This is a genomic window from Microbacterium sp. CH12i, assembly GCF_000685355.1.
GTDB lineage: Bacteria > Actinomycetota > Actinomycetes > Actinomycetales > Microbacteriaceae > Microbacterium.
This window is the reverse complement of record NZ_JHET01000001.1, coordinates 119,171-144,040: the sequence shown is the minus strand read 5'-3', so window position 1 is coordinate 144,040 and position 24,870 is coordinate 119,171. Positions and strand designations below refer to the sequence as shown.

Annotated in this window: 22 protein-coding genes, 1 tRNA gene and 4 pseudogenes; 10 read left to right on the top strand and 17 right to left on the bottom strand. The window is 64.3% G+C overall.

Annotation, left to right across the window (positions count from 1 at the left end):
* Positions 1 to 131: 131 nt before the first annotated feature.
* The 10 genes from DC31_RS16710 to DC31_RS00750 all read right to left on the bottom strand — a co-directional run bounded on the left by DC31_RS16710 (position 132) and on the right by DC31_RS00750 (position 8,401).
* Entirely contained in the window at positions 132 to 968 is an 837-nt protein-coding gene (locus DC31_RS16710; RefSeq protein ID WP_051606284.1) for a sugar phosphate isomerase/epimerase family protein, read from the bottom strand.
* Between the two features lie 29 nt (positions 969 to 997).
* Entirely contained in the window at positions 998 to 1,780 is a 783-nt protein-coding gene (locus DC31_RS00780) for an SDR family NAD(P)-dependent oxidoreductase (RefSeq protein WP_036275869.1), read from the bottom strand.
* 89 nt (positions 1,781 to 1,869) lie between these two features.
* Complete coding sequence (locus DC31_RS00775) at positions 1,870 to 2,859, bottom strand: sugar ABC transporter substrate-binding protein (protein ID WP_036275866.1); 990 nt, start codon at positions 2,857 to 2,859, stop codon at positions 1,870 to 1,872.
* 81 nt (positions 2,860 to 2,940) lie between these two features.
* The gene (locus tag DC31_RS00770) at positions 2,941 to 3,633 is read right to left on the bottom strand and encodes an ABC transporter permease (protein ID WP_235201265.1); all 693 of its coding nucleotides are present in this window, start codon (positions 3,631 to 3,633) and stop codon (positions 2,941 to 2,943) included.
* 11 nt (positions 3,634 to 3,644) lie between these two features.
* A complete protein-coding gene (locus tag DC31_RS18585) occupies positions 3,645 to 3,935 on the bottom strand; it encodes an ABC transporter permease (protein WP_200872839.1) in 291 nt (96 codons plus the stop codon).
* Entirely contained in the window at positions 3,919 to 4,173 is a 255-nt protein-coding gene (locus DC31_RS18580) for a hypothetical protein (protein ID WP_051606283.1), read from the bottom strand. The genes DC31_RS18585 and DC31_RS18580 overlap by 17 nt, the downstream gene beginning before the upstream one ends.
* Positions 4,174 to 4,196: 23 nt before the next feature.
* A complete protein-coding gene (locus tag DC31_RS00765; RefSeq protein ID WP_051606282.1) occupies positions 4,197 to 5,453 on the bottom strand; it encodes a sugar ABC transporter ATP-binding protein in 1,257 nt (418 codons plus the stop codon).
* The gene (locus tag DC31_RS00760; protein WP_036275864.1) at positions 5,450 to 6,517 is read right to left on the bottom strand and encodes a zinc-dependent alcohol dehydrogenase; all 1,068 of its coding nucleotides are present in this window, start codon (positions 6,515 to 6,517) and stop codon (positions 5,450 to 5,452) included. Before DC31_RS00760 ends, DC31_RS00765 begins: the two co-directional genes overlap by 4 nt.
* Before the next feature lie 28 nt (positions 6,518 to 6,545).
* Entirely contained in the window at positions 6,546 to 7,520 is a 975-nt protein-coding gene (locus DC31_RS00755; RefSeq protein ID WP_051606281.1) for a transketolase family protein, read from the bottom strand.
* A complete protein-coding gene (locus DC31_RS00750) occupies positions 7,520 to 8,401 on the bottom strand; it encodes a transketolase (RefSeq protein WP_200872838.1) in 882 nt (293 codons plus the stop codon). Before DC31_RS00750 ends, DC31_RS00755 begins: the two co-directional genes overlap by 1 nt.
* Positions 8,402 to 8,642: 241 nt before the next feature.
* On the opposite strand from DC31_RS00750, the gene DC31_RS00745 reads away from it, so the two are divergent.
* Positions 8,643 to 10,124 carry an aldehyde dehydrogenase family protein gene (locus tag DC31_RS00745; RefSeq protein WP_036275862.1) on the top strand — a complete coding sequence of 494 codons (1,482 nt, stop codon included), beginning with the start codon at positions 8,643 to 8,645 and terminating at the stop codon, positions 10,122 to 10,124.
* A gap of 118 nt (positions 10,125 to 10,242) precedes the next feature.
* Positions 10,243 to 10,812 carry a MarR family winged helix-turn-helix transcriptional regulator gene (locus DC31_RS00740; protein WP_036275860.1) on the top strand — a complete coding sequence of 190 codons (570 nt, stop codon included), beginning with the start codon at positions 10,243 to 10,245 and terminating at the stop codon, positions 10,810 to 10,812.
* A 9-nt stretch (positions 10,813 to 10,821) separates the two neighbouring features.
* On the opposite strand, the gene DC31_RS17950 is transcribed toward DC31_RS00740, so the two are convergent.
* Positions 10,822 to 10,894 (bottom strand) — tRNA-Met (locus tag DC31_RS17950).
* Positions 10,895 to 11,054: 160 nt separating this feature from the next.
* Between DC31_RS17950 and DC31_RS00735 the strand changes: the two genes are divergently transcribed.
* Entirely contained in the window at positions 11,055 to 11,333 is a 279-nt protein-coding gene (locus tag DC31_RS00735; RefSeq protein ID WP_235201250.1) for a DUF4229 domain-containing protein, read from the top strand.
* 3 nt (positions 11,334 to 11,336) lie between these two features.
* On the opposite strand, the gene DC31_RS00730 is transcribed toward DC31_RS00735, so the two are convergent.
* The 3 genes and pseudogenes from DC31_RS00730 to DC31_RS00720 form a co-directional block, all read right to left on the bottom strand.
* Positions 11,337 to 12,308, bottom strand: a complete 972-nt coding sequence (locus tag DC31_RS00730) for a 1,4-dihydroxy-2-naphthoate polyprenyltransferase (protein WP_036276230.1) — start codon at positions 12,306 to 12,308, stop codon at positions 11,337 to 11,339.
* Between the two features lie 108 nt (positions 12,309 to 12,416).
* Positions 12,417 to 12,704: a DUF4287 domain-containing protein gene (locus DC31_RS00725; RefSeq protein ID WP_036275857.1), complete on the bottom strand. Its 288-nt coding sequence runs from the start codon at positions 12,702 to 12,704 to the stop codon at positions 12,417 to 12,419.
* Between the two features lie 14 nt (positions 12,705 to 12,718).
* Positions 12,719 to 13,169 (bottom strand): annotated as a pseudogene (locus tag DC31_RS00720) (Lrp/AsnC family transcriptional regulator).
* A gap of 71 nt (positions 13,170 to 13,240) precedes the next feature.
* Here DC31_RS00720 and DC31_RS00715 point away from each other — a divergent pair.
* The 5 genes and pseudogenes from DC31_RS00715 to DC31_RS00695 all read left to right on the top strand — a co-directional run bounded on the left by DC31_RS00715 (position 13,241) and on the right by DC31_RS00695 (position 17,882).
* Positions 13,241 to 14,656 carry a DUF6421 family protein gene (locus tag DC31_RS00715; protein ID WP_036275854.1) on the top strand — a complete coding sequence of 472 codons (1,416 nt, stop codon included), beginning with the start codon at positions 13,241 to 13,243 and terminating at the stop codon, positions 14,654 to 14,656.
* On the top strand, positions 14,649 to 15,299 hold the full coding sequence (locus DC31_RS00710) for an SDR family NAD(P)-dependent oxidoreductase (RefSeq protein ID WP_051606279.1): 651 nt from the start codon (positions 14,649 to 14,651) through the stop codon (positions 15,297 to 15,299). Before DC31_RS00715 ends, DC31_RS00710 begins: the two co-directional genes overlap by 8 nt.
* 53 nt (positions 15,300 to 15,352) lie before the next feature.
* Positions 15,353 to 15,916 (top strand): hypothetical protein, encoded by a 564-nt coding sequence (locus DC31_RS00705; RefSeq protein WP_036275850.1) that lies wholly within the window; start codon positions 15,353 to 15,355, stop codon positions 15,914 to 15,916.
* A gap of 58 nt (positions 15,917 to 15,974) precedes the next feature.
* Positions 15,975 to 17,041: pseudogene (locus tag DC31_RS00700) on the top strand (threonine aldolase family protein).
* Positions 17,042 to 17,144: 103 nt separating this feature from the next.
* On the top strand, positions 17,145 to 17,882 hold the full coding sequence (locus tag DC31_RS00695; protein WP_036275848.1) for an SDR family NAD(P)-dependent oxidoreductase: 738 nt from the start codon (positions 17,145 to 17,147) through the stop codon (positions 17,880 to 17,882).
* A 122-nt stretch (positions 17,883 to 18,004) separates the two neighbouring features.
* On the opposite strand, the pseudogene DC31_RS00690 reads toward DC31_RS00695, so the two are convergent.
* Positions 18,005 to 18,603: pseudogene (locus DC31_RS00690) on the bottom strand (NUDIX hydrolase family protein).
* A gap of 44 nt (positions 18,604 to 18,647) precedes the next feature.
* Here DC31_RS00690 and DC31_RS00685 point away from each other — a divergent pair.
* Complete coding sequence (locus DC31_RS00685) at positions 18,648 to 19,301, top strand: alpha/beta hydrolase (protein ID WP_036275846.1); 654 nt, start codon at positions 18,648 to 18,650, stop codon at positions 19,299 to 19,301.
* Here the strand turns inward: DC31_RS00685 and DC31_RS00680 are convergent.
* Positions 19,290 to 19,559, bottom strand: a complete 270-nt coding sequence (locus DC31_RS00680) for a hypothetical protein (RefSeq protein ID WP_036275843.1) — start codon at positions 19,557 to 19,559, stop codon at positions 19,290 to 19,292. The genes DC31_RS00685 and DC31_RS00680 overlap by 12 nt on opposite strands.
* Before the next feature lie 145 nt (positions 19,560 to 19,704).
* Positions 19,705 to 20,118: a DUF6157 family protein gene (locus DC31_RS00675; RefSeq protein WP_036275840.1), complete on the bottom strand. Its 414-nt coding sequence runs from the start codon at positions 20,116 to 20,118 to the stop codon at positions 19,705 to 19,707.
* Positions 20,119 to 20,189: 71 nt separating this feature from the next.
* On the opposite strand from DC31_RS00675, the pseudogene DC31_RS00670 reads away from it, so the two are divergent.
* Positions 20,190 to 24,843: pseudogene (locus DC31_RS00670) on the top strand (ATP-dependent helicase).
* The last annotated feature ends 27 nt before the right edge of the window (positions 24,844 to 24,870 follow it).

The following is a 24,870-nucleotide window of genomic DNA, read 5'->3' as shown; positions in this document are numbered from 1 at the left end:
TCAATGCGCCCGCCTTTCAGGCTTGAACAAGTCAGAACATGATCAGGCCGGATGCCGTGACAATCGCAGAGCGCGGCGGCCCACGCTACTCGTCGCCCAGCCGCGCTGGATGACACGCATCGCATCGGCGGCTAGTTCTGCTCCGTCGTCGTACGGGGCACGCCAGATCGCCAGCATGTCTGAGGCAGGCGTCGAAAGCACCGATCGCGAGAATGCTTCGACGCCCCACGCCCGACGTATCCATCATCCAAAGCGGACCGGACGATCTCGGGCAGATCTACGCTCCCGGTGCTCAGTGGTCCTCGCGCGGACTGGCCGAGCTCGAGATAGCCGAGGAGTGGCATCGCTACGCGGATCGCCTCGGACATGTCGGCTTCCTCGACGGCCATGTGGAACGTGTCCAGGTGGATGCGCAGGTGCTCAGATCCGGTCAGGCCGACGTACGCGACGGCTTGCGCAGCGGTATTCACCATCGAGGTCTCGTAGCGGTTGAGCACCTCGAACGTCATCATGATGCCGCGCTGGTGAGCGTAGTCAGCCACCGCCCCGACCGCGCGCGCCGATCGCTCGACCGCCGCGCGCGAGGTCGGCCCGGAGGGTGGTCCGAAGGGTCCGTAAGGCACACCATTCATCTGATCCCCGCCCAGCGCTGCGGTGAGATCAACGATGTGCCGTAACTGAGCGGCACCCGCCGCACGCTCGTCGGGATCCTCCGATGAGACATCCGCTCGCCCCCCTTGACCGCCCGCGATCGTAATCGGCGCAATCTTGTACTCGACGAGCACACGGGCGAGCGCACCAGCATCGATCGCCGCCGGGTCAAGCGGCGGCAAGACTATGCGCGAGTACCCTGCATCCGCCAGAGGTCGCAGAACCCCGGGCAGATCGCCAGGCGCGACATCCGGCACTAGCGCATTGATATGGCACGCCACATCGAGGTGGGCCCGGGCGGTCGAATCGGTGGTCATCAGGCACTCCGGAATCGGTATCGGCGGCGTCAGAAGCTGGGCAGGTCGAGGCGCTTCTTGAATACCGAGTAGCCGTCGTCGACATGGACCACAGTGCCGTTGATGACGTTCGACTCGTCGGATGCGAGGAAGGCCACCACGTCTGCGATCTCTTCGGGCGCGGTCATGGTGCCGCGCAGCTGTTCGGATGCGAACGTGCTTTTCAACTCGTCGCTGAACTGGTTGATGATCGCGGTACCCACACGACCGGGGGCGATCGCCACTGCGCGCACGCCGTACTCTGCGAGCTCATACGCCGCCGAGCGAGTGAAGGACATGACGGCGGCCTTTGCCGCGCTGTAAGTAAACGCGAGTTCGGCGGCCTGCTCGCCGTAGATCGAGGAGGTGCTGATAATCACACCGCCCGTGCCCTGATCGCGGAACTGCCGACCCGCGGCGAGGATGCCGTAGTAGACGCCATCCTGGTCGATGCTGATCATCGGGACATAGTCGACCTCGGGGTCATGGTCCAGCAATGGCTTTCCGCCAGCGATCCCCGCGTTGTTGAAGATTACGTCGAGTCGTCCGAACACCTCGACGGCCTTCGCGACGGCGTCGACGACATCCGCATACACGGATACATCGGTCTGTACAGCGGTGACCGACCCGGAAAAGCCGAGCGCCTCAACTTCAGCGACTACGCCCTCCGCCTGCGGCAGGTTCATGTCGGCGATAACGACCTTCGCGCCCTCACGAACAAATTTCAGTACTGTCGCGCGGCCGATGCCGCTGGCGCCGCCGGTAATGACAGCGACCTTGTCTTTCAAGCGCATGGAGATTCCTTTCAAGGAGAGTGATGATGTGGCGGGTGGCCCGCGCAGCGGGGCACCGGTCGCCCGGAGCCCCGCTGCGCGGAGATGGGCTACTCGAGCTTGTCCGAGGGAGTGATGTCGGACGCGTTTGTCTTGTTGACGAGCGTCGTCGCGACGGCCTCGAAATTCTCGGCGGGCATCGTCCCGTCCTCCTGGTACGCGAGCACGTACTCCAGCAACTCATCGAAGATCGACGGCCAGGGCTGCTCTACCGTGGCCAAGAATGCTCCTCCGGCCTCGATCCCGGCGATCGCCTCGCTGGTCGCGTCGACGCCGGTCACTTTGCCGTCGGCCCCCGCTTCGGTGATCGCCTGAGCCGCACCCAGGGCGGCGTCGTCCCAGCCGACCCAGACAGCATCGAGACCACCCGGGTTCGCGGTCAGATAATCGGCCACAAGCGCGAGCGCCTCGGTGCGCCCGGTCGCGGGCGAAGTCACCTTCTGGATCCCTCCGCCAGCGATCGTAGCGCCCGCTTTGGTGAGCGCCTCCTCGGCGAGGCCGGCCCGAAGACGGATGCCGGGGTGCGGATCGTGCCCGATGACCATAACGGTCTTGCCTTTAAGCCCGTCCAGCGTTTCGTCGAGTTCTCCGAGGGTCTGATCGACGATGCCCTGCTGGTCGGACGTGATGTTGGCCACGAAGGCGTCGGTCGGTTCGGTCGCAGCGTCTATCGCGACGATAGGAATCTCGGCGTCCTTCGCCGCAGTCACGATGGAACCAATGGAGGCGACATCGGTGAAGCCATTGAGAATCACATCGGCACCCTGACCGATCGCGCTCTCGACGGCGGGATTCATTTTCTGGAAGTCGAAGTCGCCTTGGATCATCGTGAGATCCCAGCCGAGCTCGTCAGCCTGGGTCTGAACGGTCTTGACCCACCAGGCGCCGATCGGAGTCTGATTCCCGGAAGTGAAAGCGATGACCTTGAATGGCTCGTCTGATCCGCCAGCCGCACCACCACCACCTGAACTCGAACATCCTGTCAGCGTGATCGTTGCCGCTACGGCGACAGCTGCGAGGGCCTTGAATTTAGTACGCACGTGTCTACTCCTTTGTTTCATTGCGTTGGGTGTTGAATTGGCTCCGGGCGGAGTCGGGCCGCCCCGGCGATGCCGCTGGGACTACCTCTCCCTGGTTTTGAAGGACGACAGGGTGACCGCGGCGATGATGATCAAGCCCGTCACCACTTGTTGGACGTAAGCGTTCACGCCGAGGATGTTCAGGCCATTGCTCATCACGCCGATGATCCCGACACCGACCATGGTGCCGACGATGTTCGCTGCGCCGGAGCGGACGATCGTCATTCCCAGGAACACGGCGGCGACAGAAAACAGCAAGTTGTCCTCGCCCTGAACCGCACTCGCGCTGCCCAATCTCGCCGCTAGAAGCACTCCGGCGATCGCCGACACGAGTCCGGCAACGGCGAATGCCAGCAGTCGCGCTCGCTTGACGTTGATGCCGGAAAGGCGCGAGACTTCGGCGTTGCCACCGATCGCGTACCACCGACGTCCCAGCGTCGTGAACTTGAGGAAGAACCAGAGGATTGCTGAGATGCCGATCGCGATGAAGACCGGCAGCGGGATCTCGAGGAACCGGCCCTGCCCGAGGAAATTGAACTCCGGCGGCAGATTGAACAGTGTCGTCCCGTCGGTCACGAGGAATGCGAGGCCGGTCACCGAGGTCAGAGTCGCCAGCGTCGCGACGAACGCAGACAGATTCAAATAGGCCACAAGCGCGCCGTTGATCACTCCAACAAGCAGTCCGACGATGAGCGCCACCGCGATGGCAATGGCCACTGGAACGCCTCCCAGCATCATTGAGGCCGCTACCGCGCCCGCCAGGCAGATGTCGCCGCAACCGATAGATCAAAATCGCCCACGACCATGACAATGGTCTGCGCTCCCGCGACGATCGCCAGGATCGCCACCTGATAGAGGATGTTGCGCACATTGGTGAAGCTGAGGAAGACGTCCGGCCGCATCGCGAAGAAGAAGATGATGAGCGCGACGAGGGCGAGCACCGTGCCGGATGAGAGTAGCGTCTGTCCTATCGATTGGCGGGGGACGGCTCTGCTATCTGATGTGTCCTCCAGGCCTGGGTTACGCGTCGTGGTCATGTGAATCAGCCTTTCCGTAGCAGTACGCCAGCAGGACTTCCTCGTCCGCTTCCAAGGCCGCGACCTCACCAGAGATCCGCCCTTCGTGCATGATCAGAACCCTGTCGCTCATGCCGATGAGCTCAGGGAGTTCCGAGCTCACCGCGACCACCGTCGTTCCGCCGGCCGCAAGCTCTCGGATCAGGCGATAGATCTCCGCCTTCGTGCCCACGTCGATGCCGCGGGTCGGCTCATCCATGAGAAGCACTTTGGGTCTCCGGGCTAGCATCTTGCGAGCACAACCTTCTGCTGGTTGCCGCCGGACAGCTCGCCGACCGCCTGTCTCTGACTTCGGGCTTTGATGTGCAGATCACCCATTCCCTTGCCGACGATGTCGGAGATGCGCGCATTTGATACGAGACCGAACGAGCTCACGGCCGGAATGTTGGCCAGGGCGATGTTGTCGCGGATCGTCGTGCCGAGGATCACGCCCTGGGTCCGGCGTTCCTCCGGAACGAGTGCGATTCCTGCGTCCAACGCTCTGCCGACCCCGGGCGAGTTCGGCAGGGTCTTGTTCCCGATCGATATGGTTCCGGCCGAATGCTTTTGGGCCCCGGACAAGATGCGCAACAGCTCGCTTCGGCCCGAGCCCGCGAGGCCTCCGATTCCGAGTACTTCGCCTTTGAAAGCGGTGAAGGAGACATCCTTGACGCGCCGACCGTCCAGGCCTTCCACAGCGAAGGCCACTTCCTTCGTGACAGTCGTGCGTTCCGGATACAGCTCTCCGCCAGGACGGCCGACCATGTTCGAGATGACCTCGTCGATGTTGGAGTCGGCGACATCCTTCGTGATGATCGTCTCGCCGTTGCGCATGATCGTGAGGCGATCGCAGAGTTCGAAGACCTCCTCGAGACGGTGCGACACATAGACGATGGCCACACCCTCGTCGCGCAGACTACGCAGCACCTTGAACAGCTCGGTGATTTCGGTGTCGGTGAGCGAGGCGGTCGGCTCGTCCAAGATCATGATCTGCGCATCGGTCGCCAGTGCGCGGGCGAACGCGACCATGGTCTGCTGCACCGGCGACAGCTCCCCCGCAAGCTTGCCCAGCGGGAGCTTCTGGTGAAGGCGGTTCAGCTGCTCACGTGCGCGGCGACGCATGGCTCCCCACTGCACGACCCCGCCGCGTGAAGGCGCCTGATCACCGAGCAGAATGTTCTCCGCAACGCTGAGCGTCGGAATGATGGACAGCTCCTGGTACAACGCCACGACACCAGCCCGGTTGGCCACGCGCACGTTGGGGAATTCGACCTCCTCGCCGTTCCGTCGCAGCGTTCCGGCATCCGGTGCATAGATTCCCGTGAGTACCTTGATGAGCGTCGATTTGCCTGCACCGTTCTCGCCGAGGAGCGCGTGGATTTCTCCGCTTCGCACCTCAAACTGCGCGCCGTTCAACGCGTGCACACCATCGAAGCGTTTGACGATGTTGCGAGCTTCGAGTGCCGATGTCGTCACGCTCATCTGATCGACTACCGTCATGACGCGCTCGCTTCGTCGATGTCGTTGCAGCGCAGCACGACTTTCGGATGGATACCGCTCACGTGCACGGAGAATGCCTCGGCAGCGTCCTCCAGATCAAAAACGGCGCGGGTGAGCTCGTCGAGTTCGAGGTAGGGGAGGATCTGCAGCGCCCGCGGGAACGCGTAAGGCGAGACGAACACACCGGTGAGCGTCAGCTCCTTCAGATACAGGTAGTCCGACAGGTTGACGGGCATCTCGAAGTCGTGCGGATACATAGCCCCGTAGATGACGGTCGCGCCCTTGGCCGCGATGTCCAGCAACCCCCGCACCGCGCGCGACGCTCCCGATGCGTCGATCACGACGTCGAAGCCGCTCCTGCCGGTGATTTCGTCGGCGCGTGCGTACTGGTCCTCAGCGGTCGGGTCGATGACAGCATCCGCCCCGTGGCGCAGCGCCATTTCGCGACGCTCGGCGATGGGCTCGATCATCGTCAGGGAGGTGGCGCCGCTCATTTTCAGGACCTGCAACGCGAGCTGACCGATCGGGCCGCCGCCGCAGATGACCACGCGGTCACCGACCTTGACGTGAGCTTTGTCGGCAATCCGCACTGCGACCGACGTGGGCTCGAGCAGGCACCCCTTCAGCAGCGACACCGAGTCGGGCAGCGCGTACACCTGCGACTCGTGCCACGTGACCGTCTCGGCCATTCCGGGGCGATTGTAGTCCTGGATGTGTTCGCAGAACTGCTGCCGCCCCGCACGGCAAGGCGTGCAGGCCCCGCAGAAGCGAAGGAAATTGCCCGCGACTCGATCGCCCTCGCGAAGGCCGTTGCGATGCGCTGCGGCACCCAGCGCTTCGACCACACCCGACAGCTCGTGTCCGAGCCCGATCGGCACTTCAGTGCCGAAGTACCCTTCTGCCAGGTGCGGGTCCGAACCGCAGATCGCGGAGTACGCGACTTTGATGCGGACGTCTTCGGGGCCGAGCTCGGGTTGCGGCATATCAACTACACCGATGATCCCGCGTGTTGACTCGTCGGGGTCTCGGAGACTCCCGATCCTAGTGACTGCGACTGTTCTCATTCATCTCTCCATTGAGCGAGCGGGTGGGTTACGAGCGTTCAGTCACCGGCGGCGATGACCCTGCGGCTGGCGGCGATCGTGGCGGCGAGGCCATAACCGTGTTTGTCGCGCAGCTCTTCGTCGTCGCCAAACCCGGCGTAGACCTGCGGGATACCGAGACGCTCGAAGGCGTCAGATGGATGCCACGATCGGCGATCACGTCAGCGACCCGGGAAGCGAGCCCGCCGTAGGCGAGGTGGTCCTCAAGCACGACGAAACGTCCGCCGGTCTCCTGCGCGCACTGCATGATGAGTTCTTCATCGATCGGTTTGAGGGTGAACATGTCGACGACGCGCACCGAGAAGCCTTCGCGCTCGAGCTCGACGGCGGCATCCAGCGCCTGGGCGACGACCGTGCCATGGGTGAAGATCGTGGCGTCGGTCCCCTGTCGGGCAATAATGCCCTTGCCAATGCGGAAGTCGTGCTCGCCGGGCTCGTACAGCACCTTGTCTTTCTTGCCGACGGCGAGGCGGATGTAGATCGGGCCGTCCATGGTCATCGACTGGCGCAGGATCTCGCCGACCATGATCGGGTCACCGATCGAGGTAACCGTCATATTCGTCAGCGCGCACATGAGCGCAAGGTCTTCGACGGCGTAGTGAGTCGAGCCACCATTGCCGACGAGCCCGCCATGCGTACCGATGATCTTCACCGGCAGGTTGGGGTAGCAGACGTCAGAACGCACCTGTTCAAGCGCGCGCATGCTGAGGAATGGCAGCATCCCCGACACGACCGGGATGTTCCCGTCGTACGCGAGGCCAGCCGCGATGCCGACGCACGCCTGCTCTGCGAGGCCCACGTCGAGGAAACGCTCGGGGAACTTGTCGCGGAACTCCACCAGGGTGGCACCGATGTCAGGTGTCAGCACCCAGAGATTCGGGTAGTCGTCGCCGAGTTCGGCGAGGGTGGTCCCGATAACCGATCGGGCCGAGAGCATTTCTCCGAATGTAAACGTGACAGGCATCAGGCGGGCTCCTTCATGTGGGATGCTTCGAGCGCGGCCATCGCCCGCTCCAGGTCAGCGGCGCCGAGGGATCCGGCGTGCCAGGCAAGATTGTGCTCCATGAAATCGACCCCCTTGCCCTTGACGGTTTCGCAGATCACCACGGTCGGCCGATCACTGTCCGTGGCCGGTAGTGCATCGATCGCTCCGACAAGCTGACCCATATCGTGGCCGTCGATGTGAACGACGTTCCAGCCGAATGCGGCCCACTTGTCGGGATACGGTTCGAATACGACACGCTCTTCGGCGAAACTCGTCATCAGCTGCCGGTTACGGTCTACGAAGGCGACCAGGTTGCCCAGCTCGTTGCTGCGGGCTGCCATCGCGGCCTCCCACACTGAGCCCTCCCCTGTCTCGCCATCCCCGAGCAGACACACCACGCGGTGCGATTCGCCACGGCCACGGCCACTCAGTGCCATACCCACGGCAAGGGGCAATCCGTGACCAAGCGATCCGGTCGAGCACTCAACTCCGGGCAGCTGCACTTTGCAGGGATGCATGCCGTAGGCACTGTCGAGCTGTCCGTAAGTGTCGACGATGCCCTCGTACGAGAAGAAGCCGCGCATCGACATCGCGATGTACATGCACACTGCCGCGTGGCCCTTACTCAGGACGAAACGGTCGCGCGCGGGATTGCGCAGGTCGGTCGGATCGACGTCTAGTCCGTAGTGGTACAGCGCTGTGAAGATGTCGGCCGCCGAAAGGTCACCGCCGATGTGAACAGCGCCCTCGTACGTTCCGCACAGGTGGAGCAGCTTCGATCTCAGCTCGAAAGCCAGGTCTTCCAGCTCGCTCACGCTATGCGGAATTCCGCTGCTCTGAAGGGTCATCTTTGCGCCCATCTCGCGCCTCCTCGTCAGTGGGTCGACGAGGGACCGGTTGCGGTGTCTTCATCGACGTTATTCTGCTTTCGGGCTTGGACTCTTGCGCCCGATGAGTGACGGTAACACGGTTCACTTTACAAGTAAACAGGAATGAGCATAAACTTGTTTAGCGGCATACACTTGCTTAACGGCACACATGGGTGTGTTCGCCATGGGAAGCAAAAGCAATGAGGAAGACACAGAGAGGTGTTTGATCGTCATGACTGAAATGTTGGAGACAGTCCATACCGGGCTGTACATCGGGGGTGCCGCGCGTCAGACAGTGGACACGCTCACCGTCGCAGACCCGGGCAAACCGGGCGTCACAGTGGGATCCGCGGCATCCGCGAGCCTGAAGGATGTCGACGATGCGGTCGCCGCGGCCAGCGCCGCGTTCCCCGCGTGGTCGGCCTTGAGCGCCACGGAACGCGCAGAGCAGATGCGCGCTGCTCTCGAGGGGATCGCCGAGGAGCGTGACGCAGATGCCGCCATCCTGTCGCAGGAGAACGGCAAGGTCCGCCTCGAAGCCTGGGTCGACTCACTCGTCTTCGAGATCCGCTGGAACCTGGCGCTCATGCTGGCCGACGAGGTCGAGGCCGAAAAGGTGCTGCCGGTAGTTCCGGGCATTCCGGTCGAGACAACCATCTCGTACCAGCCGCTCGGCGTAGTCACCGTGATCGTGCCGTTCAACTGGCCGATCGCGATCCTCGCCGCCGCACTGCCGCAAGCGCTGCTCGCCGGCAACACCGTGATCGTCAAGCCCCCGCCCACGACACCGCTGGCAACCACTCGTGTCGTGCAGCGAATCGCTGAGAAGCTGCCCGCCGGCGTGCTGAACGTCGTCACCGGCAAGGACGAGAACATGGGCGCCCTGATCTCGGACGTCGCGAAAGTCTGCTTCACCGGCAGCGTCGGCGGCGGCAAGCGGATCATGGAAGTCGCTTCCCAGTCGCTGACTCGCGTAACCCTCGAGCTGGGCGGAAACGACGCTGCGGTCTTCCTCGAAGACGCGATCCTCGATGACACCCACCTGGACCGCATTTACGCCGCCGTGTTCGACACGACGGGCCAGATCTGCATGAACGCTAAGCGTCTGTACGTGCACCACTCGCGTCTCGACGAACTGGTCGACGGCCTCACGGCCCGACTCGAGAAGGCAGTCATCGGCTACGGACTCGACGAGGGCACCACGATGGGCCCGCTGCACTCCCCTGCGCAGAAGGCGTTCGTCGCAGACCTCATCCAAGAGGCCAAGGATGCTGGCGCCGACGTCCGCGAATTCGGCGAGCTACCGGGTGGTGACCTGGCCGGCGGCAACTTCCTGCGTCCGGCGATCGTGATCGACCCCGACCCGACGCTGCGCGTGGTCACCGAAGAACAGTTCGGTCCAGTCATCCCGATCATCCCGTTCGCCACCGAAGACGAGGCTGTTGCCGCGGCCAACGACACATGGAGTGGCCTGTGCGGCTCCGTGTGGACAGCGGACGTGGACGCCGCCAACCGTGTCGGGTCCCAACTGGTCTGCGGCTACGTCTGGGTCAACGACCACGGCGCAACTCGCCTCGACCTGCGCGCACCGTTCGGCGGTATGAAGCAGTCCGGCATGGGTCGCGAGCAGGGCATCGAGGGCATCCGCGCATTCCAGGACACCCGATCGATCGCCCACATCGACACGGCGGCCCTCGCCGCGCAGGCGCACTGATGACACGCTGCGGCCGCCATCCTCGGCTCCTTCTGCCGAGAATGTCGGCCGCAGCATCCGCACGCGCGCACCCCGTGGCCGTACAGTTGCTGGGTAGACTCTCCACGCGGATTTCGACATGATCCGCCGCTGGAATGGAGTGCAGGTGACGGGCGAGACGGATATGAATTCGGGATCCGTCTTCGTCGGCGCATCCGAGGTCATCACCACGCCGCTCGAAAATGCCCTCGACCCCGGCAGTTTCACACCGCGACTGCTGCACCTGCTTTCGAATGCACTCGTCTGGCGCGAATCCCGACTGCTTCGCCAGGCATTCAATCTGGGGACGAACGATTGGCGCGTCATCTCGGCACTGGCTCTCCGCCCGGGCTCGACCTCAACCGACATCTCCGAGTTCGTGGCGATGAACAAGGCGATCGTGTCCAAGAGCGTCAACACCCTCATCGTCCGAGAGCTCATCGTTTCGGCAGATGGCAAGCGCGGCTCCCGCCATCTGTATCTCACTCGCGCGGGCGCCGACATGCATGACGCCATGAAACCGCTGTCGCTGCAGGGGCAGGAGATCGTCCTGGCGGATCTCAGCGACGCAGAGGTGGATCAGCTCAACGATCTGCTGACCCGGCTGCTGAAGAAGACACCAGAACTCTCGAGCGCTACGGATAGCCCGGCCGACCTCGACGGATCATGACTGCGTTAGACGCGACGGCGGGAGTCGAACCCACAACGCCCTCAGGTATGAGCTGAAGCCCGGGGCCACCCGGATCGCCGCGATGACAACGACGTTACCCGACCGTGACATTTCCGGCCAGGGCATCTTCATTAAATCTCGCTGAACGTCTGTGAATGACGGAAGATTTCACGTGCCTACACTGGAAGGGTGAAGCTCCCCCCCTCCTCGTTTACTCTGTGTTGCGTTTATTGGCGTTCCTGGTGCCACTCGCGATCATGTGGTTCTTCTTCCCCGTCATGCGAGAGTTCTGGTGGTTGACGGCGATCTTCGCCGCTCTGATCGGCGCGAGCGTCTCATTCCTTTTTCTGCGCAAGCCCTTGGCAAACGCGTCATCCGAGATCTATCAGCGCCGTGAGGCGCGCGTAGCGACCGGTAAGCAGACCGCTGAAGAGCGGGATGCCGCCGCCGAAGATGCCGCCTTCGACGACGCGCCGAGCAACGACAGCCAGTCAGCCGACAACAACTCGACCGACAGCTGAGCCTCAGCCGACGAACGCCCAATAGAGCGCGCCGGCGTACACGAGCGCGGTCAGCGACGTCAACCCGAGCGCAACGACCAGCTCGCGCGCTTGGCGATACCACCAGACGATGATGATCGCAGGAATCGCCGCGAGCAGTGCCATCAGCGCCAGCCAAGCGATCGGATACAGCAGCGCGATGAAGCTCGACAGTGCGAACGGCACCAGCAAGAACACCGTGTAAACGACCTGCGTCGCACGCTTGCCGATGACGACCGTGAGGGTGCGTTTGCCGACCGCGCGGTCCTGGTCGATGTCGCGCAGGTTGTTGGCGAGCAGCACTCCGCACGCAAAAAGGCCGACGGCAATCGCGCCGAGCCAGGACTCCTGGGGCAACTGGAACGCCTGAACCCACGTGGTCCCCAGGGTCGCGACGAGTCCGAAGAAGACGAACACGAATACCTCCCCGAGAGCGAAATATCCATAGGGGCGCTTGCCGCCGGTGTAGAACCAAGCCGCGACGATGCACGCGGCGCCGACGGCCAGCATCCACCACTGCCCGGTGCGGATGACGATCGCCAACCCAACGAGCGCGGCAAGCGCGAAGAACACGAGACCGATCTTCAGCACAGTGCGGGCCGTCACCCGGCCGGAAGCTGTCAATCGTGCAGGCCCGACGCGCTGTGCGTCTGTACCCCGGATGCCGTCGCTGTAGTCGTTGGTGAAGTTCACACCGATCTGCAGCAACACGGCGACAGCGAGGCAGGCCAACGCGATCACCCAGTGCAGTTCGCCGTCGACGAGCTGAGCAGCACCGGTACCGATGACGACGGGAGCAATGGCGAGTGGCAGAGTGCGCAGTCGCGCCGCACCGATCCAGTCACCCGCGGTGACTGGCGGCGCCTCGACGATGGGTCGCCTGGCCGGGTTGCCGCTGGTGCGCACCGGCTTCCGCTTCGGTGCCGACGTCTTGCGCGTTTTCGAGGATGCTGCCACGCAGGGAATCTTAGTCGGCGCGGCGATGTCATCTTCGTGCGTGCGCGCCGCGGCTCGGGCTGACCGCACCGATCAGGCTCATGTGCTGCTGGCGACAGGCGCCCCTGCCTAGTTCGGGTTGCTGTCTTTCCCGTCGAGCCACAGCGTGTCCGTGGCATCCGCATGGGTCCCCGTCGTGCCGACATGCTTGGCGCTGATTTGGGGGCCCTTCGTGATGACGTGCACGAGAGCCATCGCATGACCCTGGCCGAGCTGGTAGCCGTCTTTCAACCACGCGACGATCGGGGTCGCCTTCGTCGAGGCGTCGAATCCTTTCTCGCTTGCAAGGGCGATGAACTGACGCGGGGTGAGGCCCGTCTTGGTCTCGATGTTGTCGAGGTACGACTGAAACGACATTGGGCTCCTCTGACCTATTCTTCGACGGCGATCGGTCGGTTCTCGTAGTACGTCTGAAGAACGATTGTGGTTCTCGTGCTGACATTCGCGGTCAAGCGGATGTCGTTGACCAAACGCTCCAGCGCACGCGGCGATGCTACTCGAACAAAGAGCATGTAGCTCGCGTTACCGGCGACCGAGTGGCACGCTTCGACCTCGGCGAGATGCTCGAGCAGCTCGGGGGGCGTTGTCCGGCTGCGCAGGATCGAGCGGGGTGATCTCGATGAATGCCGACAGCGGCTTGCCCAGCGCCTCGGCATCGAGGATCGGACGGTATCCGGCGATCACGCCGCGCGATTCGAGTCGGCGCAGCCGCGACTGCACGGCAGAACTCGAGAGCCCGACAGCCTCCGAGAGCTGCGCGAGCGTCGCGCGCGCATCACGGGAGATCTCAGTGATGATCAAACGGTCGACAGCATCCTCCATAGGTGGAAGAATATCGGTGAAACTCTATTTCACCCGTAAACATTCCGTCATATCTGCGATTGGAGGTCCCGATGACCACTCCCACCACGATCAACGCCATCATCGGCGAACCCGAGGTCGTCGAAGACGCATCCGCCGCAGAGACCTCGGCCGCGTGGCGTCAGCTCAAAGGTGCTGCGATCGCCATCCGCGAGTTGCAGGTGAAGGACGGGTCGATTCCTGCGCCAGGAGACCACGTCGCGGCCCGCGCCCACGTCGCCGCGATCGTTGCCAGCATCCGCGCTCTCGCGCCGGCCTTCCCACACGACGCCGAATACCTCACAGCATCCATCGTCGATTTCGAACGCTGGGCATCAGAGAGGTTCGGCGTTCCGGATTTCTATGACTCTCTGGTCGCGTTCCAACCGCAGCAGCACCGGGTCGACGGCATCCGTCACCTTGTCGTCTTCCCGATGTACACGCAGAACGGTTCCACGGATCGTCTTGTCGAGGCACTGATTGTTCAGGCGATCTGGCCGGAGTTCGTCGCCGAACTCGAGGCGGGCGACTACGGAAACAAGCTGTTCGTCTCGTTGCGTCTGGTGGACTTCACACCTGGCTACGACACGAACTCGGCCGTGCTGTTCCCCGAGACCGTGGCGATGCGAGAGATCCCCGCCTTCACTTGGGGTGCGATCTTCCAAGACCGCGAAGCAGCCCGTTACCGGCGCGTGGTGCGCGCGGCATCCGAAATCACGAAGCTCTCACGCCCGGAAGCCGCAGCGCGGATGCTGGATGACCAGTCGCTCACCGAGAACGTCTTCGTGATGTGGGACATCATCCACGACCGCACACATATGCGCGGCGATCTGCCGTTCGACCCGTTCATGATCAAGCAGCGGATGCCGTACTTCCTGTATTCGCTGGAAGAATTGCGCTGCGACCTGACGGCGTTCCGCGAGAGCGTCGCGATCGAGAAGCGCCTCGCGGCGCGTGATGACCTGTCCGACACCGAACAGGAGACGCTCGAGCACGCCGCGCTCGTGCAGTACGCCGTGATCTTCGACCGAATCTTCCGCTTCGCGATCACCGGGTCGCGGGTGCGCAACTACGACGGACTGGGCGGACAGCTGCTGTTCGCGTGGATGCACCAGCGCGGCGTGCTGCATTGGACGGACACACAGCTCAGGTTCGATTGGGAAGGCGTACCGGATGCCGTGATCGCCCTCGGCGAGACGATCGACGAGCTGTACTGGCGTTCGATCGACCGGCCGAAGCCGGCACACTGGCTCGCGGCGTATGAGCTGGTCCGTTCGACGCTGGCTCCGCATCCGGCATCCGTCTGGGCACGCGGCCTGCCGGATGAAGTGCTGTCCGGGCTTCCCAAGGGATACACCGACCAGGTGCTGGACGACGAGTTTCCGCTGTCGATGTTCTTCGAGGCGCTCGAGAAGAAGATGCGGCCGGTGATCGAGTCGACGGCCGGGATTCGTGCGGGCGATGAGTGAGATGGGCGTGGCAGGGCGCACCGTGTTGCTCGCCGGAGCCACGAGTGCCTCCGGGCTGGCCGTCGCGAAGGCGTTGTTGGACTCCGGAGCACGAGTCGTCGCGACCGGGCGATCGGGCGATCGACTTGCCCCCCTCTCGGATGCCGGAGCACGAGTCGAAGTGGCAGATGCGACCTCGCTCGATGAGATGGCCGCAGTTGCCGCACGCGTCGGCGCCATCGACGGTGTCATCTCCCTCGTTGGCGGATGGCGCGGCGGCGGCGGTCTCGCCGGACAGTCTGACGACGACTTCGCTGCCCTCATGCCCGCGCTCGAAGCTGTGCGGGCGACGAGTCGTGCCTTCGACTCCGCGCTGCAGGCATCGGATGCTGGGCGCTTCGCGATCGTGTCATCCGTCTCGGTCGCGCGCCCTCTCGCCGGCGGCGCGAACTACGCTGCGGTGAAGGCCGCGAGCGAGGCGTGGGCCCGTGCAGTCGCACAGGGGTATGCGAAGGCTGCACAGAATTCCGGCGAGCCGCTGCGCGCAGCATCCGTCATCTTCCGAGCGAAGGCCCTCGACCCTGAATCGCTTGCGGCAGCTGTGGTTGCGCTTTGGGATGCTGATGCGACTGCACTCAACGATCGCGTGGTCGACCTCGTCTGAGCGAGTGCGGCATCCCGTCCGAGTCATCATTTCACCCGTGACAGGATGAATTGATGCAAGCGATGCTCGAGATGCTGTGGTGGCGGGCCATCGCGGCGATCGGCGTCGTGTTGGTCATGCTTGTGTGGCGCCCGGTCAGAGACCTACTCATCGGCTGGTTCGAACCGCGGGCGGGTTGGGGTTTGCAGATGGGCATCGACGGTGTCGTCGGTTTCACTACCGATGCGCACCCCTTGGGTGTGGTTGCTGGCGTGGCCGTTCTGACGCTGTCCGTGACGCTGGCATCACTGCCCACTGTGGTGTTCGTGATCGCCTGGCGCAAGATTCTCTCCGTCGGCGTGAAGGAGTCACGCCCGGCTGTGTTTCGCACCGCGTTGACCGCCGGACTCGTCATGATCGGCACCGTCGTGATTGGTTGGATCGATGCCGGAGGCGGCAGCATCACGCTGGATGCGGCCTGGGCGATGAGCATTCTGGGTTTTCTCGGCGGGCTCGCGATGCTCGTTTCCGAGCGCTTCTGTGCCGGCGTCGTGCGGATGAATGTCGTCATGGTGCTGTTGATCATCGTGGCGCTCAGCATCATGCTGGGGCTCTTCGTCGTTCCGCGCTTTTTCTGAAGTCGGTGTCATCTCCTTAGTTCTGCGCCACCGCGACCATCCGACATAGGCTGGTGCAGTGAGCACTCTGCATGACCCCGCGATCCGGGGATTCGCGTCGGACAACTACTCCGGCATCCACCCCGAAGCCTGGCGGCGATCGCCGCGGCGAACGACGGACACCAGATCGCCTATGGCGAGGACGTCTACAGCGAGCGACTGCAGGAAGTTTTCCGCGGACACCTCGGTGACGGCATCCAGGCCTTCCCGGTGTTCAACGGCACCGGTGCGAACGTTGTCGGCTTGCAGTCGATGCTTCCGCGCTGGGGCGCTGTGATCACGGCATCCAGTGCGCACATCAACGTCGATGAGGGCGGTGCACCCGAGCGGATTGGCGGCATGAAGCTGCTCACAGTCCCCACGGACGATGGCAAACTCACCCCCGAACTCGTCGACCGCGAAGCCTGGGGCTGGGGAGATGAGCACCGCGCGCAGCCGCTGGCCGTTTCGATCACGCAGTCCACCGAGCTCGGCACGCTCTACTCGGTCGACGAAATCCGTGCGCTTGCCGATCACGCGCACGGGCACGGCATGCACTTGCACATGGACGGCGCGCGCGTTTCCAACGCCGCTGCCGCGCTCGACCTTCCGCTTCGCGCCTTCACCCGCGATGCTGGCGTCGATGTGCTCAGCTTCGGCGGCACGAAGAACGGTGCCATGCTCGGTGAGGCGATCGTCGTGCTGAATGCTGAGGCTTCGACCGGACTCATTTACGGTCGCAAGTACAACATGCAGCTCTCGTCGAAGATGCGCTTCATCTCTGCGCAACTGATCGCGCTTTTGGAAGGCGACCTCTGGTTGCGTAACGCTCGCCACTCGAATGCGATGGCCGCACGACTGCGCGCCGGAGTTGAAGCAGGGCTGGCCGACGGCTCGATCAACGGCGTCTCGTTTACGCAAGAGACCCAGTCGAACGGCGTCTTCGCGGCGCTTCCGGATGGCGTTGCGGATCAACTGCGCGAGTCATTCCGCTTTTATGACTGGGATGCTGCGCGCAACGAGGTCCGCTGGATGTGCAGCTTCGACACCCTGGAATCGGACGTCGACGCGTTCGTCGCCGAACTCGGTCGCCTGACGACTCAGTAGACGAATTGTATTCGTTGGAATACAAACTAATCTCCTGCGTTGTACTGAATAAGCGGCCACGACACCCCGTCGAAGGCCGCTGTCTCAGAGGAAAGAGGAGATCATGGCTCGTTTCGATGGTCGTGTCGCACTGGTCACAGGTGGCGCAAGCGGAATCGGTAAGGCAACTTCACTTCGAATCGCATCCGAAGGCGGAGCGGTGGTCGTCGCTGACGTCCAGGATCAGCTCGGCGCAGAGGTCGTCGCTGAGATCGAGAAGAACGGCGGCAAGGCCCTGTTCCTGCACCTCGACGTCACCGACGAGAGCGGCTGGAACGACGCCGTCGCCACCACCGTCGAGAAGTTCGGCGGCCTCAACATCCTCGTCAACAACGCCGGCATCGGCGACACCGAACCCCTCGAAGTGACCACCCTCGCCACGTGGGACAAGGTCGTCGCAGTGACGCAGACCAGCGTCTTCCTCGGCATGAAGGCGGCAGCCGAGGCGCTCAAGAAGAGCGGCAACGGCTCGGTCGTCAACATCAGCTCGATGTACGGCATCGTCGGCTCAGGCGTGAGCCCCGCGTACCACGCTGCCAAGGGCGCTGTGCGTCTGCTCACCAAGACCACCGCTCTCGGATGGGCCAAGGAAGGCGTGCGCGTCAACTCGGTGCATCCGGGATTCATCGACACCCCGATCCTCGGTGAGACCGATCGCAACATGCTCATCGCGGGCACCCCGATGGGACGCCTCGGCAAGCCGGAGGAGATGGCAGCACTCATCACGTTCGTCGCCAGCGACGATGCGAGCTTCGCGACCGGATCTGAGTTCGTCGCAGACGGCGGCGTGACCGCCGGTTGATCTCGGGCTGGGCTGTTACGCGCTGCGGAGGGTGTGACGCACGGCGGAGGGATTTGCCGAAAAGCACCGCTGTGCGTAACAAGGTCCGCCGTACGTAACAAGCCGCGCGGGTCTCGGGCTGCTCAGCGAAGCAGCCCCAGACTCGCGAGCGCCTGGCGGATGAGCGTGCCTCGGCCACCCTCCATTTCAGCAGCCACCGCATCGGATGCCGCGGCCTCGGGCGCGAACCAGGTGACCTCGAGCGCGTCCTGACGAGGTTCGCAAGTGCCGGTGACTGGCACGACGAACGCGAGCGAGACAGCGTGCTGCCGCTCGTCGTGGAATGCGCTGAGCCCCGGCATCGGGAAGTATTCGGCGACAGTGAACGGTGTGGGCTGCGGCGGGAGCAGCGGGAAGGCCATCGGTCCCAGGTCGTTCTCGACGTGTCGGAACAGCGCATCGCGCACGGTTTCGCCGAACCGCACACGCCCCGAAACGATTGTGCGGGTCATTTCACCCATCGGTGTCGACCGCAGCAGCATGCCGACCTCGGTCACTTGCCCTACTCCGTCGGTGCGCACGGGATGGCCTCGACGTAGAGCATCGGCAACCGCCGTCGGGCGTCAGCAAGTTCGAACTCACTCAGCCAGCCGGGGTTGCTGGCGTCGGAGGGTGCTTCATTGAACCGCGAGAGGTCGTTGTCGGAATCCTCGGGGTCGGGGTCAGGCGTGCGGACCGTCATGTCTCATTTCTACCAGTGTCTGTGTCCGCTGGCAGGATGGGGGTGTGAGCAACTCCCTGACGATCGATGTCGACGCCACGCGCTGGACTCCCGGAGACCGCGCCGGCCGGCCGCTGCTTGTCCTCCTCCACGGCTACGGGGCCGACGAGAACGATCTGTTCGGCCTTGTGCCGCATCTTCCCGACGGCATCGCGGTGGCATCGGTGGCGGCGCCTCTCAGCCCCCCTTGGCCGATGCCCGGCCGTTCTTGGTATCCGCTTGACGGGCCTGATGGCCGCCATGGGGATGCCGTGACTCTCGCGGCGCAGTCGCTGCTCGACTGGCTGGATGCCGCGGCCGGAGATGCTCCGAAGGTCGCTCTGCTCGGGTTCTCACAGGGCGCCGCGGTGTCGTTGCAGGCGCTGCGCTTGGAGCCGTCTCGTTTTGGCGCTGTCGTCGCCCTCAGCGGCTACGCCTCGCCGGACGAACTACCCAATGACGAGTCATTGCGCGAATCCCGCCCGCACGTGTTCTGGGGTCGTGGCACGAACGACGATGTGATCCCGGCGCCATTGATCGAGCACACCTCTCAATGGCTGCCTGATCACTCAGAACTCACCGGCCGCGTTTACCCCGGACTCACGCACAGCATCTCCGAAGATGAGCTGGTCGACGTGCGCGTGTTCTTGGAGAAGTGGCTCGCCGCCTCAGAGGGCTGAGTCGGGGTCTTCGCCAGTCGCCTCGTCAGTCGCCCCGTCAGTCGCTTCGTCGACAGTGTGGCGCGGTTTGCGGCGCCGTCCGATCGATCCGATCGCGATCGCGAACACCAGTCCGACCGCTATTCCGATAGCGATACCTACGCCCATGTTGTCCAGCGCAGACCCCGTCGCCACGCCGATGCCCATGCCGATCGCGATGCCACCGCCCCAGCTCAGGCGCTGACGCATCTCGTTGCCACTCATCTGTTCATCGGCCATGCCCCCACGCTACGCGAGCGGGCGCACGGCGTCTCTGCGTTCATAACTCCTCCAAAGCCGGCGCCCGGCACGCGTTATCTGCCGAATCTGACCTGATTCGACAGATTCTGGAAGAGTACGGATTCTGGAAGAGTATGAACCGAAATCAGGCGCGACGGCTGCTGCGCATCGCCCTGGTGTGCGAGACCTCAGGGTCGGCGGCAAGAGCCGCGTACTCCTCAGAACCCCGCGCAACCAAGGCCACTCGCCCCTCTGCATCGTGGTGAATCCCCCAGCCGTAGCGCTTGCCCAGCGGCGACGACCGCAAACACGGCTGACCCTTCGAGAAGAACTCGGCGCGAGCTGCGGAGTCGCTCGGGTCGATTCCTTTTCGCAGCGCGTGCGTCTCGAAGATGACGTCGTCCGAGGTCATCTCGTAGGGGCGCTCCGCGATCAGCCGATAGTGCAACGCCGCGATGGAGAGGTTCTCCGCGATCGGCGGCTCGACGCCGCGCTCAGCGCGACAGTCCTCCGAGACATCGATGAAAGTGCTCTGGTAGTTCGTCGTGTGTGCGCTCATGAGGCCAGCATGGCCTGACGCACCAGCACAGTCCAGAGTCGGATGTCAGCGGCCTGTACGAAGATGGAGCAATGAGCGATGTGCTCGAGCGATTCACGCCCGCGACCCAAGACTGGTTCCGCGGTGCCTTTGCCGCGCCCACCAATGCGCAAGTCGGCGCGTGGGATGCGATCTCGGCCGGCAAGCACGCACTCGTGGTCGCGCCGACCGGCTCGGGCAAGACCCTCTCTGCCTTCCTCTGGGCGATCGACAGTGTGTTCCGCGAGCGGACGATGCCGCGGCATCCGAGATCGCAAAAAAACGAGGACCCGGCGCGCACCCGCATCCTCTACATTTCGCCTTTGAAGGCACTCGGCGTCGACGTCGAGCGCAACCTCCGCTCCCCGCTCGTCGGTATCGGGCAGGCTGCACGTCGCCTCGGCACCGAAGCCCCGGCTGTGAGCGTGGGGGTCCGCTCCGGCGACACGACATCGAGCGATCGGCGCAAGCTGGTCTCTGACCCGCCAGACATTCTGATCACCACCCCTGAGTCGCTCTATCTGATGCTCACCAGCCGTGCCGGCGAGACGCTGCGCAACGTGCACACGGTCATCATCGATGAGGTGCACGCGGTCGCCGCAACCAAGCGCGGAGCGCACCTTGCCGTGAGCCTCGAGCGACTAGAGACGCTTCGCCGAGCGGCCGGCGCAGCAAGGCCGGCACAGCGCATCGGATTGTCCGCCACGGTCCGCCCGATCGACGAGGTCGCACGCTTCCTCGGTGGCGCAGCGCCCGTCGATATCGTCGCGCCACGTGCATCGAAGACGTCGAGCTGAGCGTCGTCGTGCCGATGGACGACATGACCAATCCCCCGCCGCCACCCGGCGTTTCCGGCGAAGCCGACGATGCCGAGTACACCGAAGTGACCGGATCGGTGTGGCCGCACGTTGAAGAAGCCATCGTCGATCGAATCCTGCAGAACAACTCGACGATCGTCTTCGCAAACTCCCGCCGTCTGGCCGAGCGCCTGACAGGACGCCTCAACGAGATCTACGCCGAGCGGACCGGCGCTTCACTCCCGCCGCCCACGGGTCCTCCGGCGCAGATGATGGCGCAGGCCGGATCAACGGCGGGCGCGACCCTGTGCTCGCCAAGGCCCATCACGGCTCGGTCTCTAAAGAGCAGCGTGCCCTGGTTGAAGAAGACCTGAAGTCCGGCATCCTGCGTTGCGTTGTCGCAACCAGCAGTCTTGAACTCGGCATCGACATGGGTGCGGTCGATCTCGTGATCCAGGTCGAAGCTCCGCCCTCCGCAGCATCCGGTCTGCAGCGCGTCGGACGCGCGGGGCATCAGGTCGGCGAGATCAGTCGCGCAGCCCTCTTCCCGAAGCATCGTGGCGATGTCTTGCACACCGCGATCGTCACCGAGCGGATGCTGGCGGGCAAAATCGAGGCGATTCAGGTGCCGCGTAATCCGCTTGACATCCTCGCCCAGCAGACGGTGGCCGCCTGCGCTCTCGGGTCAATTAGCGTCGAGGAGTGGTTCGAGACCGTGCGGCGCAGCGCGCCTTTCCAGTCATTGCCACGCTCGGCATACGAGGCGACGCTCGACCTCCTCGCGGGACGTTTCCCCTCTGACGAGTTCGCCGAGCTCCGGCCCCGGCTGGTCTGGGATCGGGATGCCGGTACCCTCACCGGCCGTCCAGGGGCACAGCGAATCGCGGTCACGAGCGGCGGGACGATCCCCGATCGAGGCCTCTTTGGCGTCTTCGTTGCCGGCGAAGGAGCAGGGCGGCGCGTCGGTGAGCTCGACGAGGAGATGGTCTACGAATCCCGCGTCGGCGACGTCTTCACTCTCGGGACGACGAGCTGGCGCATCGCCGAGATCACCCATGATCGAGTCAACGTGCTTCCGGCCTATGGCCAGCCCGGCAAGGTGCCGTTCTGGCACGGCGACGGCATCGGACGCCCCTACGAGCTTGGCGAAGCGCTAGGCAAGTTCTCCCGCGAGGTCGATGCTGCGACACCCGAAAAGGCAGCACAACGCCTTATCGAGGCCGGGCTCGACGAGCAGGCGCGCGCGAATCTGATCGCGCATCTGAAGGAGCAGCGCGAGGCGACCGGCACGCTCCCCACTGACCGCACGCTGACCGTCGAGCGCGGTCGCGACGAGGTCGGCGACTGGCGCGTCATCCTGCATTCCCCATACGGCATGAAAGTGCACGCGCCCTGGACGCTGGCGATCAACGCACGCATCAGGGAGCGCCTCGGCGTCGATGGTTCGGCTGTCGCGAGTGACGACGGCATCATCGTGCGAGTCCCGGATGCTGACGCCGAGCCGCCAGGAGCCGAGCTGTTCGTCTTCGATGCCGACGAGATGGAACACGTCGTCACGGAAGAAGTTGGAGGGTCAGCGCTGTTCGCCTCGCGCTTCCGCGAGTGCGCCGCCCGCGCGCTGCTGATGCCGCGGATGAACCCGAACAAGCGCACCCCGCTCTGGCAGCAGCGACAGCGCTCGGCGCAGCTGCTCGAGGTAGCGAGGCGCCACCCGACCTTCCCAGTGATCCTCGAGACACTTCGGGAGGTCCTGCAAGACGTCTATGACCTGCCGTCGCTGCGCCGACTCACCACCGCCATCGCCGAACGTAAGGTCCGCCTCGTCGAGACCGAACCTGCTCAGCCATCGCCGTACGCCAGGGATCTGCTGTTCGGATATGTCGGCGCGTTCATGTACGAGGGCGATTCGCCGCTGGCCGAACGACGAGCGGCCGCGCTCTCGGTCGATCCCGCGCTGCTCGGGGAGCTACTTGGCACGATTGAACTGCGGGAACTGCTCGACCCAGACGTGCTCGCCCAGTTCGAACGCGAGGCGCAACGCCTCGACCCCGAACGGCACGTGCGCGGGCTGGAGGGTGTCGCAGACCTCTTGCGAATGCTGGGTCCGCTTGACGCCGACGAAATCGTCTTGCGGTTGGATGCTTCGACGCCCGACGCGTCTACGGGCTCACTGATCGAAGACGCCAAAGCCCACCTCAGCGCCCTGATCACCGCGCGCCGCGCGATCCCTGTGACTATCGGCGGTACCGCGCGGGTCGCCGCGATCGAAGATGCGGGACGCCTGCGCGATGCGCTCGGTGTGGCGCTTCCGACCGGGGTTCCGGTCGCATTCCTCGAGCCGATGGCCGATCCACTCGGCGACCTCGTTGCTCGCTTCGCGCGCACGCACGGGCCGTTCACGACGGACGCTGTGGCCACCAGGTTCGGCATCGGAGCCGCAGTCGCCCGACACACCTTGCAACGACTGGCGCATGCCGGACGAGTGACCAGCGGGATCTTCCTGCCGGATGCATCCGGCGCTAACGGCACCGAGAACGAATGGTGCGACACGGAGGTGCTGCGGCGGCTACGCATGCGGTCACTCGCCGCGATTCGTGGCAGCGTCGAGCCGGTCGCACCCGAGGCGTATGCACGGTTCCTTCCCGATTGGCAGCACCTGACTCGCCCTCTCGAAGGGCTCGACGGGGTGCTCTCGGTCATCGAGCAGCTGGCCGGTGTGCCGATTCCAGCGAGCGCGTGGGAGTCGCTCATTCTTCCGTCCCGCGTCCGCGATTACTCCCCCGCGCTTCTCGACGAACTCACCGCGAGCGGAGAGGTGATCTGGTCCGGTCACGGTACCCTCCCCGGGCGTGACGGCTGGGTCTCACTGCATCCGGCAGAGCTTGCCCCGTTTACGTTGCCCGAGGTTGAAGACGACCTCGCCCCGGATTCGCTCGAGGCGCGGCTACTGAGTTCTCTCGGCGCGGGGGGCGCCTACTTTGCCGCACAACTGAAAGAGATGAGCGGCGCCGAGAACGAGCAGTCGGTTCTCGAAGCGCTGTGGAACCTCACCTGGGCAGGTCGCGTCACCAACGACACGTTCGCACCGGTTCGACAGTTGCTCGCGGGTGGATCGCAGGCGCATAAGTCGGTGCGACGAGCACCACGCACCCGCACTTTCCGTGGCGTCTCATTCACCGGGCAGCCGACTCGTCCGACTGTCACCGGTGGGCGCTGGTCGGCGCTTCCGCACGCTTCGACAGGCTCAGGAAACAGACCGGGGACAGGCTCAGCGATCACTACCGCGGATGCCGCGCGCCGAGCAACCGTCACCGCGGGGCTGCTGCTCGACCGTTGCGGCGTCGTCACCCGAGGCGCAGTGCAGGCCGAAGGTGTACCAGGAGGATTCGCCCAGATGTACCGCGTCCTGGCCGGGTTCGAAGAGGCGGGGCACTGCCGCCGCGGATACGTGATCGAGGAGCTCGGAGCTGCCCAATTCGCAGCATCCGCCACGGTCGATCGCCTGCGAACCTTCGCCAATGTCGCCGACCCCGCACCGCTGCGCACGATCACCCTCGCCGCCACAGATCCCGCGAACCCTTACGGCGCAGCCCTCGGATGGCCGCGTCGAGACGGAGTTTCGCACCGCCCGGGCCGCAAGGCGGGTGGGCTGGTCGTCCTCGTCGATGGTGCCCTCGTGCTCTACCTTGAGCGCGGTGGGCGCACAGTGCTCGCCTTCGATGATGATCCGGAAGCGCTGCGTGCGGCGTCATCCGATCTCGTCTCCACCGCCCGCACGCGCCGCCTCGACACGCTCACCGTCGAGAAGATCAATGGCGAACCGATCTATGGCACAACATTTGCCACCGCGTTGCAAGAAGCCGGCTTCGTGCCGACCCCGCGCGGCTTCACCCTGCGCAAGGCGTTATGACAGGTACGCGATCGCACCTGGTTGACT

Excerpts from the sequence above, each read along its gene's own strand:
- DC31_RS16710 (WP_051606284.1), bottom strand. The coding sequence starts at position 968 with ATGACCACCGATTCGACCGCCCGGGCCCACCTCGATGTGGCGTGCCAT.
- DC31_RS00780 (WP_036275869.1), bottom strand. The coding sequence starts at position 1,780 with ATGCGCTTGAAAGACAAGGTCGCTGTCATTACCGGCGGCGCCAGCGGC.
- DC31_RS00770 (WP_235201265.1), bottom strand. The coding sequence starts at position 3,633 with ATGCTGGGAGGCGTTCCAGTGGCCATTGCCATCGCGGTGGCGCTCATC.
- DC31_RS18585 (WP_200872839.1), bottom strand. The coding sequence starts at position 3,935 with ATGACCACGACGCGTAACCCAGGCCTGGAGGACACATCAGATAGCAGA.
- DC31_RS18580 (WP_051606283.1), bottom strand. The coding sequence starts at position 4,173 with ATGGATGAGCCGACCCGCGGCATCGACGTGGGCACGAAGGCGGAGATC.
- DC31_RS00765 (WP_051606282.1), bottom strand. The coding sequence starts at position 5,453 with ATGACGGTAGTCGATCAGATGAGCGTGACGACATCGGCACTCGAAGCT.
- DC31_RS00760 (WP_036275864.1), bottom strand. The coding sequence starts at position 6,517 with ATGAGAACAGTCGCAGTCACTAGGATCGGGAGTCTCCGAGACCCCGAC.
- DC31_RS00755 (WP_051606281.1), bottom strand. The coding sequence starts at position 7,520 with ATGCCTGTCACGTTTACATTCGGAGAAATGCTCTCGGCCCGATCGGTT.
- DC31_RS00750 (WP_200872838.1), bottom strand. The coding sequence starts at position 8,401 with ATGGGCGCAAAGATGACCCTTCAGAGCAGCGGAATTCCGCATAGCGTG.
- DC31_RS00745 (WP_036275862.1), top strand. The coding sequence starts at position 8,643 with ATGACTGAAATGTTGGAGACAGTCCATACCGGGCTGTACATCGGGGGT.
- DC31_RS00740 (WP_036275860.1), top strand. The coding sequence starts at position 10,243 with ATGATCCGCCGCTGGAATGGAGTGCAGGTGACGGGCGAGACGGATATG.
- DC31_RS00725 (WP_036275857.1), bottom strand. The coding sequence starts at position 12,704 with ATGTCGTTTCAGTCGTACCTCGACAACATCGAGACCAAGACGGGCCTC.
- DC31_RS00715 (WP_036275854.1), top strand. The coding sequence starts at position 13,241 with ATGACCACTCCCACCACGATCAACGCCATCATCGGCGAACCCGAGGTC.
- DC31_RS00710 (WP_051606279.1), top strand. The coding sequence starts at position 14,649 with ATGAGTGAGATGGGCGTGGCAGGGCGCACCGTGTTGCTCGCCGGAGCC.
- DC31_RS00705 (WP_036275850.1), top strand. The coding sequence starts at position 15,353 with ATGCAAGCGATGCTCGAGATGCTGTGGTGGCGGGCCATCGCGGCGATC.
- DC31_RS00695 (WP_036275848.1), top strand. The coding sequence starts at position 17,145 with ATGGCTCGTTTCGATGGTCGTGTCGCACTGGTCACAGGTGGCGCAAGC.
- DC31_RS00680 (WP_036275843.1), bottom strand. The coding sequence starts at position 19,559 with ATGGCCGATGAACAGATGAGTGGCAACGAGATGCGTCAGCGCCTGAGC.
- DC31_RS00675 (WP_036275840.1), bottom strand. The coding sequence starts at position 20,118 with ATGAGCGCACACACGACGAACTACCAGAGCACTTTCATCGATGTCTCG.